At 64.7% G+C, this 12533-nt stretch carries 12 protein-coding genes and 3 tRNA genes; 12 read left to right on the forward strand and 3 right to left on the reverse strand.

The genetic code is table 11. The features are described 5' to 3' along the window. Positions 1 to 102: 102 nt before the first annotated feature. A complete protein-coding gene (ggt, locus tag ASB57_RS18775) occupies positions 103 to 1701 on the forward strand; it encodes a gamma-glutamyltransferase (RefSeq protein WP_082621703.1) in 1599 nt (532 codons plus the stop codon). Between the two features lie 69 nt (positions 1702 to 1770). Here ggt and ASB57_RS18780 read toward each other — a convergent pair whose 3' ends face one another. After that, a complete protein-coding gene (locus ASB57_RS18780) occupies positions 1771 to 2538 on the reverse strand; it encodes a phosphatase PAP2 family protein (RefSeq protein ID WP_082621704.1) in 768 nt (255 codons plus the stop codon). Positions 2539 to 2722: 184 nt separating this feature from the next. On the opposite strand from ASB57_RS18780, the gene miaB reads away from it, so the two are divergent. The 5 genes from miaB to lnt all read left to right on the forward strand — a co-directional run bounded on the left by miaB (position 2723) and on the right by lnt (position 8409). Continuing rightward, entirely contained in the window at positions 2723 to 4189 is a 1467-nt protein-coding gene (gene miaB / locus ASB57_RS18785; RefSeq protein ID WP_057653603.1) for a tRNA (N6-isopentenyl adenosine(37)-C2)-methylthiotransferase MiaB, read from the forward strand. After that, positions 4186 to 5229, forward strand: a complete 1044-nt coding sequence (locus ASB57_RS18790; protein ID WP_057653604.1) for a PhoH family protein — start codon at positions 4186 to 4188, stop codon at positions 5227 to 5229. Before miaB ends, ASB57_RS18790 begins: the two co-directional genes overlap by 4 nt. Continuing rightward, positions 5219 to 5782, forward strand: coding sequence for an rRNA maturation RNase YbeY (gene ybeY / locus ASB57_RS18795; protein ID WP_082622031.1), 564 nt, complete (start codon positions 5219 to 5221; stop codon positions 5780 to 5782). Before ASB57_RS18790 ends, ybeY begins: the two co-directional genes overlap by 11 nt. Positions 5783 to 5902: 120 nt before the next feature. Then, a complete protein-coding gene (locus tag ASB57_RS18800; protein WP_057653605.1) occupies positions 5903 to 6778 on the forward strand; it encodes an HlyC/CorC family transporter in 876 nt (291 codons plus the stop codon). Then, positions 6775 to 8409 (forward strand): apolipoprotein N-acyltransferase, encoded by a 1635-nt coding sequence (lnt, locus tag ASB57_RS18805; RefSeq protein WP_057653606.1) that lies wholly within the window; start codon positions 6775 to 6777, stop codon positions 8407 to 8409. The genes ASB57_RS18800 and lnt overlap by 4 nt, the downstream gene beginning before the upstream one ends. A gap of 93 nt (positions 8410 to 8502) precedes the next feature. Here lnt and ASB57_RS18810 read toward each other — a convergent pair whose 3' ends face one another. Further along, a complete protein-coding gene (locus ASB57_RS18810) occupies positions 8503 to 9543 on the reverse strand; it encodes an aldo/keto reductase (protein ID WP_197425151.1) in 1041 nt (346 codons plus the stop codon). A gap of 289 nt (positions 9544 to 9832) precedes the next feature. Between ASB57_RS18810 and ASB57_RS18815 the strand changes: the two genes are divergently transcribed. The 3 genes from ASB57_RS18815 to ASB57_RS18825 all read left to right on the forward strand — a co-directional run bounded on the left by ASB57_RS18815 (position 9833) and on the right by ASB57_RS18825 (position 10152). Next, positions 9833 to 9908, forward strand: a tRNA-Ala gene (locus ASB57_RS18815). 53 nt (positions 9909 to 9961) lie between these two features. Further along, positions 9962 to 10037, forward strand: a tRNA-Glu gene (locus tag ASB57_RS18820). Between the two features lie 38 nt (positions 10038 to 10075). After that, positions 10076 to 10152, forward strand: a tRNA-Asp gene (locus tag ASB57_RS18825). Positions 10153 to 10292: 140 nt separating this feature from the next. Here the strand turns inward: ASB57_RS18825 and ASB57_RS18830 are convergent. Continuing rightward, entirely contained in the window at positions 10293 to 10562 is a 270-nt protein-coding gene (locus ASB57_RS18830; RefSeq protein ID WP_057653608.1) for a metal/formaldehyde-sensitive transcriptional repressor, read from the reverse strand. A gap of 122 nt (positions 10563 to 10684) precedes the next feature. Between ASB57_RS18830 and ASB57_RS18835 the strand changes: the two genes are divergently transcribed. From ASB57_RS18835 to ASB57_RS18845, 3 genes are all read left to right on the forward strand, one after another. Beyond that, complete coding sequence (locus tag ASB57_RS18835; RefSeq protein ID WP_057653609.1) at positions 10685 to 11644, forward strand: nickel/cobalt efflux protein RcnA; 960 nt, start codon at positions 10685 to 10687, stop codon at positions 11642 to 11644. A gap of 199 nt (positions 11645 to 11843) precedes the next feature. Further along, complete coding sequence (locus tag ASB57_RS18840) at positions 11844 to 12077, forward strand: AbrB/MazE/SpoVT family DNA-binding domain-containing protein (protein WP_057653610.1); 234 nt, start codon at positions 11844 to 11846, stop codon at positions 12075 to 12077. Then, positions 12064 to 12474 carry a PIN domain-containing protein gene (locus ASB57_RS18845; protein WP_057656261.1) on the forward strand — a complete coding sequence of 137 codons (411 nt, stop codon included), beginning with the start codon at positions 12064 to 12066 and terminating at the stop codon, positions 12472 to 12474. Before ASB57_RS18840 ends, ASB57_RS18845 begins: the two co-directional genes overlap by 14 nt. Positions 12475 to 12533 lie beyond the last annotated feature (59 nt).

Raw genomic sequence — 12533 nt, forward strand, 5'->3', positions numbered from 1 at the left:
GCGCGTTAGTCGCGGTCAGCGCACGCAGTCAGCTCACGCAGCCAGTTCAAGCAGTCTTTTAACTACGTCAGCCCTTTTCCTCCCTTACAGCGATCACCAGCCATGCCCATAGCCGATCCCTTCTGGAAACTCCCCTATCCGTCCCAACGCATGCCCGTGCTGGCCGACAACGTCGTCAGCACCTCGCAGCCCCTGGCGAGTTCGGCCGGCCTGCAGATGTATGCGCGCGGCGGCAATGCCATCGACGCCGCGCTGGCCACGGCCATCGCACTGACCGTGGTGGAGCCCTGCATGAACGGGATCGGCGGCGACATGTTCGCCATCGTCTGGCACAAGGGCGAGATGCATGGACTGAATGCGTCGGGACGGGCGCCGGCCGCGTGGGACACCGCGCGCTTCGCCCACCTGGACAGCATGGACAAGATAGGCTGGAACAGCGTCACCGTGCCCGGCACCGTGTCCGGCTGGCGCGCCATCTGGGAAAAATTCGGCTCCCTGCCTTTCGAGGATCTGTTCGAGCCCGCCATCCGTTACGCGCGCGACGGCTATCTGGTCTCGCCCACCGTACACAGGCAATGGCAGAAGCAGGTACCTGAACTCAGCGGCCAGCCCGGCTATGCCGAGTCCTTCGCCCCCAACGGCCGCGCGCCGCTGCCCGGCGAACGCTGGCGCTGCGCCGGCCAGGCCGACACGCTGGAAAGTATTGCCCGCAGCAAGGGCGAAAGCTTCTATCGCGGCGAACTGGCGGCGGCGATCGCGGCCCACGCCCGCGCGACCGGCGGCCTGATGACGGAAGCGGATCTGGCCGCGCACAAGGCCGACTGGGTCGAGCCGATCAGCATGCGCTACCGCGATCACGAGCTGTATGAAATCGGCCCCAACGGCCAGGGCATCGGCGCCTTGATGGGGCTGGGCATGCTGGAACATTTCGATCTGCGCGAAAGCGGCCTGGACACGGCGCAAACGCTGCACCTGCAGATAGAAGCCATGCGGCTGGCCTTCGCGGACATGTACGAGTACGTGGGCGATGCCGACCATATGCCGGTCACTGCCGCGCAGCTGCTGGACCGCGGCTATCTGGCCGAACGCGCGAAACTGATCGATCCGCGCCGGGCCGGCGCGCCCCGACCCGGTACGCCGCACAGCGGTGGCACCGTCTACCTGACGGCGGCGGACCGCCACGGCACCATGGTGTCTTTCATCCAGTCCAACTTCAAGGGCTTCGGTTCCGGCGTGGTCGTCCCCAACACGGGTATCGCCCTGCACAACCGCGGCTGGGGTTTCAGCACGCGCGCCGGACACGCCAACGTCGTGGCGCCGGGCAAGCGTCCCTTCCACACCATCATCCCGGGCTTCGTCATGAAGAACGGCCAGCCGCTGATGAGCTTTGGCCTGATGGGCGGTTCCATGCAGGCGCAGGGCCATCTGCAGATGGTCAGCCGCCTGGCCGACTTCGGCCAGAACCCGCAGGCCGCCAGCGATGCGCCGCGCTGGCGCATCACCGACGACAATCTGCGCGTGGCGGTGGAATGGAATACGCCGCCGGAAGTCGTCGCGCAACTGCGCGACATGGGCCACACCATCGAGATCGCCGAGCGCTTCAATCTGGAATTCGGCAGCGCGCAGATGGCCATGCGGATGAACGAGGGCTATCTGGCTGCGTCTGACCATCGCAAGGATGGCTACGCGGTCGGTTATTGAGCCTGGCCCTGGCCCGATCGGCCCTGCCCTGACTTCGGTCAGGCAGGGCCATGCCGGCGTCAAGGCTATTCAGGCGCGTTTGAACCAGCGCGACGGCGGGCGCAAAGGCCACTGTCGGCTTGAGTCCAGGAAATAAGGCGCCAGCAGCACGACAGTGACCAGCGCGATGAGCGCCGCGCCGGTGACGTCGGAAGCGTAGTGATCCAGATTGATCAGGCGGCTGACGGCAATGAGCGTGGCCAGCAGCAACGCGGGCCAGCGGCAGCGCGGGAAGACCATGGCCACCGTGACGGCGACGCCGAAGGCGGTCAAGGTGTGGCTGGACGGAAAGGACGTGAACCGCTTGCCGCCGAACATGCTGCCCAAACCGTAGAAGCCGTGCTCGAAATACATGATGGGGCGGGCGCGCGCCACCAGATGCTTCAGCAGCCCGGTGGCGATACCGCCGACGGCCAGCACGGCCACCATCAGCAGGCCGCCGCGGGCCATGCGATCGTAGGCGCCCGGCCAGGGTTCCGACCAGCCGCGCCGGATGGCATACAGCGACAATCCATAGACGAGCAAGGCGCCCAGGGCGTAGTTTTCGCCCCGTTCGCCCAGTTGTCCGATCATATTGAAGGCGCCGTCGACGTTGGCGGACACCGTCTTGTGGATGTAGATGGCCAGGGGCAGGTCGACATAAGTCGCCAGCAGTGCCAGCACGATGGCGCCGGCCAGCAGCACCGCGACCCAGCGTGCTGGCGGCACGAAGCGGGCAGCCCCCCGACGGGCGGGAGCAGCGGGGGTGGCGACGGAAGCAGCAGTGGTACTGGTGGGCGAAGGAGGCAATTCGCGCATCGACGAGGGACCCAGGCTAGGAAGAACCAATGATGGGGCCAGGCCCCCGACGGAATCGCCGAATAATAGCCCGCAATCGTATCGTCCGGCCAAGACAATAAAGAGACAAGGTGCGGCGCGGAGTAAAATTATGCGTTTTCCTCCTTCCCCGCCCCCGGGATCTACACCCGTCACGGCTTACACCATGCAAGAAATTTCCCTCAAGCGCGAGGGCGAGCGCCCTGCCGCGCCGTCCACGCCCGCCTCCGGCGACGCCGTAGCGACCCCCATCCTCATTCCCCAGTCGGCCCGCAAGCTCTTCATCCGCACCTTCGGTTGCCAGATGAACGAATACGACTCGGAAAAAATGGCCGACGTGCTGCGTGCCGACCAGGGCCTGGAGCTCACCGACAATCCCGAAGACGCCGACGTCATCCTGTTCAACACCTGTTCGGTGCGGGAAAAGGCCCAGGAAAAGGTCTTTTCCGATCTCGGCCGCGTCCAGCACCTGAAGAAGACCAAGCCGGACCTGGTCATCGGTGTGGGCGGCTGCGTGGCCAGCCAGGAAGGCGAAGCCATCGTCAAGCGCGCGCCCTATGTGGACGTGGTCTTCGGCCCGCAAACCCTGCATCGCCTGCCGGAGCTCATCCGCCAGCGCAAGGCCATCGGCGTGTCCCAGGTGGACATCAGCTTCCCCGACATCGAGAAATTCGACGCCCTGCCGCCCCCGCGTGTCGAAGGCGCGACCGCCTTCGTGTCCATCATGGAAGGCTGTAGTAAATATTGCAGCTTCTGTGTCGTGCCGTACACGCGCGGCGAAGAAGTGTCGCGCCCCTTCGACGACGTGCTGATCGAAATCGCCGACCTGGCCGATCAAGGCGTCAAGGAAGTGACCCTGCTGGGACAGAACGTCAACGCCTACCGGGGCGCCATGGGCGACAGCGGCGAAATCGCCGATTTCGCCCTGCTGCTCGAATACGTCCACGAGATCCCCGGCATCGAGCGTATCCGCTACACCACGTCGCACCCCAAGGAAATGACCCCGCGCCTGATCCAGGCCCACGGGCAGTTGCCCAAGCTGGTGTCCTTCCTGCATTTGCCGGTGCAGGCGGGCAGCGACCGCGTGCTGGCCGCCATGAAGCGCGGCTATACGACGCTGGAGTTCAAATCCATCGTGCGCCGCCTGCGTGAAGCCCGACCGGGCCTGACCTTGTCGTCGGACTTCATCGTGGGCTTCCCCGGCGAAGACGAAAGCGATTTCGAGAAGACCATGAAGCTGATCGCCGATGTCGGTTTCGACACGTCGTTCTCCTTCGTCTACTCGCGCCGTCCGGGCACGCCGGCCGCCGACCTGCAGGACGACGTGCCGCAGGACCTCAAGCTCAAGCGGCTGCAGCGCCTGCAGGCCCTGATCAACGAGCAGGCCGCGGCGATCAGCCAAGGCATGGTCGGCAGCACCCAACGCGTGCTGGTCGAAGGGCCGTCGCGCCGTGATCCCAATGAAATGATGGGACGCACCGAAAACAATCGCATCGTGAATTTCCCGGCGTCGGCGCGGCTGATCGGCCAGATGGTGGACGTGGTCATCACCCAGGCCTATACCAATTCCCTGCGCGCCGAAGTGGCGGGCATCGAGCAGGCGCGTGGCGCCACAGGAGCAGCACAAGGATGAGCAGCGTTCCCCGCAGCCGCGGCGCCCGCCGCGCCCTGCCCGTCACCGTGACACTGGATGGTGACAACACCCACCTGGCCAACCTCTGCGGCCCGCTGGACGAGAATCTGCGGCAACTGGCCGACGGCCTTGGGGTCACGCTGCAACGGCGCGGCAATCGGGTGGTCCTGGAAGGGGAACAAGCCGAGCTGGCGGCACGCGCCCTGCGGCAGTTTTATCAGCAGGCCGTGCATATGCCCCTGTCGGTGGACGACATCCAGCTGGGGCTGGTGGAAATCGGTGCTGCGCGGGCACGTGAGGCCGAGGCCAAGGCCAAGGCCGATTCCCACCAGGTGGAACCCATGCCCGTGCCGGAGCTGGACGACGAAAGCGGCGGCATCTCCCTGCGCACGCGCCGCAGCGATCTGCGGCCGCGCACGCCGCGGCAGCGCGACTATCTGAACAACATCCTCAAGCACGACATCACGTTCGGCGTGGGTCCGGCCGGCACCGGCAAGACCTGGCTGGCGGTGGCTTGCGCGATCGACGCGCTGGAACGCGATACCGTGCAGCGGCTGGTACTGACGCGGCCGGCCGTGGAGGCCGGCGAACGCCTGGGCTTTTTGCCTGGCGACCTGGCGCAGAAGGTCGATCCCTATCTGCGGCCCTTGTACGACGCGCTTTATGACCTGATGGGTTTCGAGCGGGTACAGCGCCTGTTCGAAAAGCAGACCATCGAGATCGCGCCGCTGGCGTATATGCGGGGCCGCACGTTGAATCATGCTTTCGTCATCCTGGACGAGGCGCAGAACACGACGCCGGAACAGATGAAGATGTTCCTGACGCGGATCGGCTTCGGCAGCAAGGCGGTGATCACCGGCGATCCTTCCCAGGTCGACCTGCCGCGCGGCCAGCAAAGCGGGCTGGCGCATGCGGTCGGCGTGCTGAAGGACGTACAGGGGATCGCCACCACCCGTTTCACCAGCCGCGATGTGGTGCGCCATCCGCTGGTGGCGCGCATCGTCGATGCCTATGACGCGGCGGCTGAAGATGAAGTCTGAGACGGGCGCTGCGGCTACGACTGCGAAGAAGGTCAAGGCGGTTAAGCCTGCGGGCGCGGCGGCGCGGAAGCCGACGCCAGCCGGGCCGGCGCTTGCGCTGGCGGTGCAGTACGCCGTGGCCGAGCCGCGGCTGCCGCGCTGGCGCCTGCGCCGCTGGGTCGCCCACGCGCTGGCCGGCGCGCAGGCCGACGGGCTGGTGGACTTCGACGGGGCCGAAATCAGCCTGCGCCTGGTCGGACAGGCCGAGGGACGCAGCCTGAACCGCGAGTTCCGTAACCGCGACTACGCCACCAACGTGCTGACCTTCGAATACGGCGTGGATCCGCTGGGCACGGCCCGTGGCGACATCGTGCTCTGCGTTCCCGTGCTGGTGCGCGAGGCGCGCGAGCAGCGCAAGACCTTGCTGGCGCATGCGACCCATCTGACGATACACGGCGTGCTGCATTCCCTGGGCTACGACCACATCAAGGCTCGCGACGCGCGCCGCATGGAAGCGCTGGAAACCCAGCTGCTGGCCGCCCTGCGGATCGCTGATCCCTACACCGAGGTGTAGGACCGGCACCTCCGGGAGAAGAAGTTGAGGGGCTCCGTCCCTCAACCCTCCCTCCCCGGTTACAAAACCGACCCACAACATCGGTTATGCTGGCCGATTCTGTAACTTGTCCTCTGGACGATGCCCGACCCTTACCCTGCCACCGAGGCCGACGCGACCCGCCCGGCCAAATCCTCCAATAAATCCCTGCTCGACCGCATCCTTTCCCTGGTCAGACGTGAGCCGGAAGACCGCGAAGGCATCAAAGCGGTATTGGAGGCAGCGCACGAGCGCGATCTGCTCGATGCCGAGTCGTACACCATGATCAAGGGCGCCCTGGCCGTGTCAGAACGCACGGTCGGCGACATCATGGTGCCCCGCTCGCGCATGGACCTGCTGGATATCTCCCAGCCCCTGCCCTACCTGCTGGCCGCCGTCATCGAAACCGCGCACTCGCGCTTCCCCGTGTACGAAGACGACCGCGACAACATCGTCGGCATCCTCCTGGCCAAGGACCTGCTGCGCTGCATGCTGGAACCCGGCATCGAAGTGCGCTCCCTGGTCCGCCCGGCCGTCTTCATTCCCGAGACCAAGCGCCTCAACGTTCTGCTGCATGAGTTCCGCGCCAGCCGCAACCACCTGGCCATCGTCATCGACGAACATGGCGGGATTTCCGGTCTGGTCAGCATGGAAGACGTGCTGGAGCAGATCGTCGGCGACATCGAAGACGAGTTCGACGAGGACGAAGAAACCACCATCTTCGCCGAAGGCGACAACCTGTGGCGCGTCCAGGCCACGACCGAAATCGCCAAGTTCAACGAAGTCTTCGGCAGCACCCTGCCCGACGACGACTACGACACGGTCGGCGGCTGGGTCAGCGCCCAGCTGGGACGCATCCCGCGCCGCGGAGAATCGGTCCAGCATGACGGCCTGCGCATCGAAGTCGTTCGCGCCGATGCCCGCCGCCCGCTGTGGCTGCGCGTCAAGCGCCTGCCTCCCGCCACGCCGCAGGGATGATGCTGACGGCCCGCTATCCGCGCCTGTCACGCGCGGCCGCCATGCTGGCGGTCGGCGCCGTGCAGGCGTTCACCTTCGCGCCCGGCCCCTTGCCGGACGCCGTTCTGGCCCCCTTGCAACTCGTCGTGCTGGCGGTGCTCGCCTGGCGCGTGCTGACGGCGCCGGGTCCCCGCCGCGCGTTCTGGTACGGCTGGCTGTTCAATACCGCCTGCTACACGGCGGGGTTGTACTGGCTGTTCATCAGCATGCATCGCTACGGCGACCTCGCGGCGCCGCTGGCGGCGACGGGCGTGTTCGCTCTGGGCGCGTTTCTCGCGATCTTCCCGGCGGCCGCGTGCGCGCTGGCACGCTGGCTGGCGCCTTTGCCGGCCGATGGCGGTAGCTGGAAGGCCCGGCTGCGGTCCGCGCTGGCCTTCGGCGTGGCCTGGGGCGCGCTGGAATGGGTGCGTGGCAATCTGTGGACCGGATTCCCCTGGCTCAACATCGGCTATGCCCACGTCGACAGCCCGCTGGCGGGCTGGGCGCCCGTGCTGGGGCTTTACGGCATCGTCCTCATCGCGGCGTTTGCCGCGGCGGCCCTGGCCGTGCTGTGGCAGCCCCGCAAGGATGCGACGGTAGACGCCCGCCGCGCCGTCCCCGCGATGCTGGCCGTGCTGCTGGCGCTGGCCGGTTGGGGCCTGGGTCTGCGCACCTGGTCGCAGCCCGTGGGCGCGCCGCTGCAAGTGCGCCTGGTTCAAGGCAATGTCGGACAGTCTGAAAAATTCGATCCCGCGCTGATGGAGCAGGGCCTGATCCAGCACATGAATCAGGCTTCGCTGCCGCCGCCGGCAGGCACGCCGGCGCCGCAGCTGATCGTGCTGCCGGAAACCGTGCTGCCCGTGTTCCAGGACCAGTTGCCGCCGGAGGTCTGGAATATCTGGAAGCGCATCGCCGCCGAACGCCAGGCCGCCATCATCATGGGCGTGCCCTTGCATCGCGTGGTCAACGGCAAGGACCGCTGGACCAACAGCGCGATCGGCTTCGACGCCAACAGCTCGGTCGAAGACATGCGTAGCGGCGAAATCGCCACGCGCTACGACAAGCAGCATCTGGTGCCCTGGGGTGAGTTCGTGCCGCCGGGTTTCCGCTGGTTCGTCGATCTGCTCAATATTCCGCTGGGCGATTTCGATAACGGCGCGCGCTGGCAGGCGCCCTTCCCGGTGGCCGACCAGCGTATCGCGCTGAACATCTGCTACGAGGATCTGTTCGGCGAAGAGCTGCTGCCCGCGGTCAGGCCCGGGCCCAATGGCGAGGCCGGCGCCAGCATCCTGTTGAACATCAGCAATCTTGGCTGGTTTGGCGATTCGTGGGCCTTGCGCCAGCATTTGCAGATAGGCCGCATGCGCACGCTGGAGACCGCGCGCCCCATGCTGGCCGCGACCAACACCGGCTTGACGGTGGCCATCAACCCGCAGGGACGCGTGTATGCGGAGTTGCCGCCGATGACGCGCGCCGAACTGGCCACGCAGGTACAGGGCATGACCGGCCTGACGCCTTATGCACTGACCGGCAACCTGCCGATGGAAGTGCTGCTCGCCATCGGGCTGGTGGCCTTGGGTGCGGTGCGATTGCGGGAACGCCGGCGCGTCTGATGGCGTGATGCGTGACGCGTGGCCGTTGAGGCTTCGGGGGCCTTGGGGGCCATGCAGGCCGCTCGCTGCATGCAGCCGCCATTGCGCTGCGTCCTACGGCAGATTCAATCCACTATGCGTGCCGTGGCGATCGTCCACCACGGGTAACGCCGCACCCGCCTGACGAGCCGGCGATGCGGGCCCAGTGCCGACGCCCGCGGTTTCGATGACCGCGGCGATTTCCGCCATGTCGTCTTCGTCCAGTTCCAGCGTGGCCGCGCCCAGCCAGCCATCCACCTGGGCCGGCGCGCGAGCGCCGACGATGGCGCCGCTCACTCCTGGCCACGCCAACGTCCAGGCCACCGCGGTGGCCGCCACCGTTGAACCATGGCGTTCCGCCACGGGCTTGAGCGCCTCGGCCAGCGCCAGGTTGCGCGCCAGGTTCGCGCCCTGGAATTCGGCGTTATGCGAGCGCCAGTCATCGGCCGCGAGCTTTTGTGCGCGCTCGTTGGTGAAGTGTCCGGTCAGCAGACCCGATTGCATGGGGCTGTAGACGATGACACCCGTGCCGCGCGCTCCGCACCAGGGCAGCAGATCCGCGGCCACGTCGCGCCGGATGGCGGAGAACGGCGGCTGCAGGGTATCGACATGGCCCAGGCGCTCGGCGTCCTCCAGTTGCGCGACGTTGTGGTTGGACAAACCGATGGCGCGTACCTTGCCGGCCTGTTTCAGGTCCAGCAGGGCTTGCCAATATTCATCGATGGGCGCGCCGTCGCCTGACGGCCAATGCATTTGATAGAGGTCGATGCGCTCGACACCCAGTCTTTGCAAGGACGCTTCCGCTTCGCGTCGGATGCTGGCCGCGGCGCCCACGCGGCGCGGTGCGGCGTGGCGATCGTGGTCGTCCCAGACCAGGCCGCACTTGGTGAATACGTAAGGGCGTTGGCTGGGCGGCAGGCCCTTCAACGCGGCGCGTACGATTTCTTCCGAGTGTCCCAGGCCATAGACGGCCGCCGTATCGATCCAGTTGATGCCGCGTTCGACCGCGTGCCGAATCGCGGCGATGGACGAGCTATCGTCCTGGGCGCCCCAGCCAGCGGCCCAATCCGCGCCGCCGACCGCCCATGCGCCGAAGCCGACGCGAGTGATGGACATATCGGTACGGCCCAATGGGCGCGTGGGAAAAGCGGTGTTGCTCATACCGTGCTCCTGAGTCTGAACGTGAGACCCGTCAGAAGGGCGCAAGTGCCACGCCTAAAAAATTTTTCGTCTTTTTTAAAAATATTTGGACCCTGGCTTGCACACGCCAAAAAGTTCGTGCATAATCTCGTTTCTTCGCCGACGGAACAAAACAACGGCAGCAAAGACAGCAGCAAAAGAGTGGTTCACCAAGCAGTATTGAACCGGTTTTTTACGGCAAGATTTGTTGAAGTAGTCCGGATACGGGGGTATAGCTCAGCTGGGAGAGCGCTTGCATGGCATGCAAGAGGTCAGCGGTTCGATCCCGCTTACCTCCACCACTCCTACCGGATGCGAAGTTGCAGTAAAGTAGTTCGCAGTACAGCAGTTCCAGGTCCCCTTCGTCTAGAGGCCTAGGACATCACCCTTTCACGGTGAGTACAGGGGTTCGAATCCCCTAGGGGACGCCAGTTTACTCTGGCTAGGTTGTAGTAATACATACCGCTGCGGAGCGGTAGTTCAGTTGGTTAGAATACCGGCCTGTCACGCCGGGGGTCGCGGGTTCGAGCCCCGTCCGCTCCGCCAGAATTTTAGATCGTTGTTTGTGACAACAACGATCACGCAGAAAGCCCTGATGCTTAATCGCTCAGGGCTTTTTTGCGTTTGGCCGGCGAGATCAATCGCCTGCTTTCGGCGATTCTCCGCTGACACTCCCCCGCCCGCAATTACTTCAAATACGACTTGATGGCCTGCATGACGATGTCGAGGTCGCGTTGGCGTTGGCTCAGTTCGGGCTCGTGGACGACGTGGTCGTGCAGATGGCCTTCGATGATGGTGCTCATGAAACCGTTGACGGCACCGCGCACGGCGGCGGCTTGCTGCAGGATGGCGCCGCAATCTCCTTCCTGATCGAGCTGGCTCTCCAACGCCGCGACCTGGCCCTTGATGCGCCGGACGCGAGCGAGCAGCTTGGCTTTGTCGCGGATGGTGTGCATAAGAAGACCTCGGGAAGTGAAAGCGGTCACGGAATTGCCGCTACAAGAGCGTGGAAATTAGCACGCCATATACTAGGGGGGAGTATAGTCCACCTCTACGCGTACTTTCCGGCTACCTCTCCATGACCGACTTCTCCACCCTCCTTCAGCAAGGCAACGCCTGGCTCTTTCTGCCCAGTGCCATCGTGCTCGGCGCGCTGCATGGCTTGGAGCCGGGACACTCCAAGACCATGATGGCGGCGTTCATCGTGGCCATCCGCGGAACATTGACGCAGGCCGTGCTCCTGGGACTATCCGCGACGCTGTCGCATACCGCGGTGGTGTGGGCCGTGGCCATGGCCGGACTGTACTTCGGCAGCAACTGGGACGCGGAGGCCAGCGAGCCTTATTTCCAGATCGTCTCGGGCGTATTGATCATCGGCGTCGCGGCCTGGATGCTGTGGCGGACGTGGCGCAACCAGCGCATGGCGGATGGTCATGGCCACCATCATGAACACGGCCATGATCACCATCACGGGCATGATCACGGCCACCAGCACGGTCATGATCACGACCATGGCAATGAACATGCTCACGATCATGGCGGCAACCACGCTCACGACCATGACCATGACCATGACCACGATCATGACCATGCTCACGACGACACCAAGCGCGTCACCAGCGCCGCCGCATTGCATGAGTGGGAAGCCGCCGCGCCAGCCTATCAGGACCCGCACGAGAAAGCCCACGCCGACGACATCCGCCGCCGCTTCACGAATCGTGAAGTGACGACAGGACAGGTGATCCTGTTCGGCCTGACCGGCGGCCTGATCCCCTGCCCCGCCTCCATCACCGTATTGCTGCTGTGCCTGCACCTGAAGAAGGTGGCATTGGGCGCCACCCTGGTACTCGGCTTCAGCATAGGCCTGGCCCTCACCCTGGTCGCATCCGGCGCCCTCGCCGCCCTCAGCCTGCGCCATGCGGCGCGCCGCTGGAGCGGCTTCGGCGAATTTGCCCGCAAGGCACCCTACTTCTCCGGCATCCTCATCACCCTGGTAGGCGTCTACGTGATCTACCAGGGTGCGGCGGCATTGGCCTGAGTCGCGTGCTGACACGTCGAGCCACGCACATAGCGTGAACCACGACGCCCATCGCGGATGTATTGCCCTAGGCTGAAATTATCCTTCCGAGCCGAATCCTGGCCTCAAAAGCGCATACTGCGATCGCACGGCATGGCGGTGATGCCCCGGACAGCGAATGGATATACAATTTGCGTGTGTATATCCAGAGGGGAGTGCCATGCAAGTAGCCAAATGGGGCAATAGCCTGGCTGTCCGGCTACCGGCCAGTCTTGTGGAGGTATTGGAATTGAAAGAAGGTGACGACATCGAAATCGTGGTCGACGGCCCGCGCCAATTCGCCGTGCGCAAAAAGCCAACGGCGGATGCGCTTTTAGATCGGTTGAACAAGTATCGAGGCAAGCTCCCGCCCGATTTCAAGTTCAACCGGGATGACGCCAATGATCGAGGCTGACAAGCCGGCATTCATCGACAGCAATGTATTGCTATATCTGTTCGCGGATGAGCCGAGCAAAGTAGGCGTCGTAAGGACGCTGCTGAAGGGCCGCCCTACCATCAGCGTCCAGGTACTCAATGAAGTCACCAATGTATGTCGACGCAAACTGGGACGATCGTGGGAAGAGATCGACGAGATCATTGACGTCATACAGCAGCTCTGCTCCGTTAGCCCCCTGACGCTAGAGATCCATAACTTCGCAAGGCAAATTGCCTCGCGTTATGAAATCTCCTTCTATGACGCCTGTATCGTTGCAGCCGCGGCATCAACGGACTGCAGCGTCTTATACACAGAGGACATGCATTATGGGCTCAAGGTCGGCGCGAGACTGACAATCGTGAATCCATTCAAATAGCAATGGCCGAACCCCGGGGCTACCGCTCCATGCCCAACGCCAGAGGGCTGAAGGGCTGA

Origin of the sequence: Bordetella sp. N (assembly GCF_001433395.1) — a bacterium.
In the GTDB taxonomy this organism is placed as follows: Bacteria; Pseudomonadota; Gammaproteobacteria; order Burkholderiales; family Burkholderiaceae_B; genus Bordetella_C.

Excerpts from the sequence above, each read along its gene's own strand:
- ggt (WP_082621703.1), top strand. The coding sequence starts at position 103 with ATGCCCATAGCCGATCCCTTCTGGAAACTCCCCTATCCGTCCCAACGC.
- ASB57_RS18780 (WP_082621704.1), bottom strand. The coding sequence starts at position 2,538 with ATGCGCGAATTGCCTCCTTCGCCCACCAGTACCACTGCTGCTTCCGTC.
- miaB (WP_057653603.1), top strand. The coding sequence starts at position 2,723 with ATGCAAGAAATTTCCCTCAAGCGCGAGGGCGAGCGCCCTGCCGCGCCG.
- ASB57_RS18790 (WP_057653604.1), top strand. The coding sequence starts at position 4,186 with ATGAGCAGCGTTCCCCGCAGCCGCGGCGCCCGCCGCGCCCTGCCCGTC.
- ybeY (WP_082622031.1), top strand. The coding sequence starts at position 5,219 with ATGAAGTCTGAGACGGGCGCTGCGGCTACGACTGCGAAGAAGGTCAAG.
- ASB57_RS18800 (WP_057653605.1), top strand. The coding sequence starts at position 5,903 with ATGCCCGACCCTTACCCTGCCACCGAGGCCGACGCGACCCGCCCGGCC.
- lnt (WP_057653606.1), top strand. The coding sequence starts at position 6,775 with ATGATGCTGACGGCCCGCTATCCGCGCCTGTCACGCGCGGCCGCCATG.
- ASB57_RS18810 (WP_197425151.1), bottom strand. The coding sequence starts at position 9,543 with ATGTCCATCACTCGCGTCGGCTTCGGCGCATGGGCGGTCGGCGGCGCG.
- ASB57_RS18830 (WP_057653608.1), bottom strand. The coding sequence starts at position 10,562 with ATGCACACCATCCGCGACAAAGCCAAGCTGCTCGCTCGCGTCCGGCGC.
- ASB57_RS18835 (WP_057653609.1), top strand. The coding sequence starts at position 10,685 with ATGACCGACTTCTCCACCCTCCTTCAGCAAGGCAACGCCTGGCTCTTT.
- ASB57_RS18840 (WP_057653610.1), top strand. The coding sequence starts at position 11,844 with ATGCAAGTAGCCAAATGGGGCAATAGCCTGGCTGTCCGGCTACCGGCC.
- ASB57_RS18845 (WP_057656261.1), top strand. The coding sequence starts at position 12,064 with ATGATCGAGGCTGACAAGCCGGCATTCATCGACAGCAATGTATTGCTA.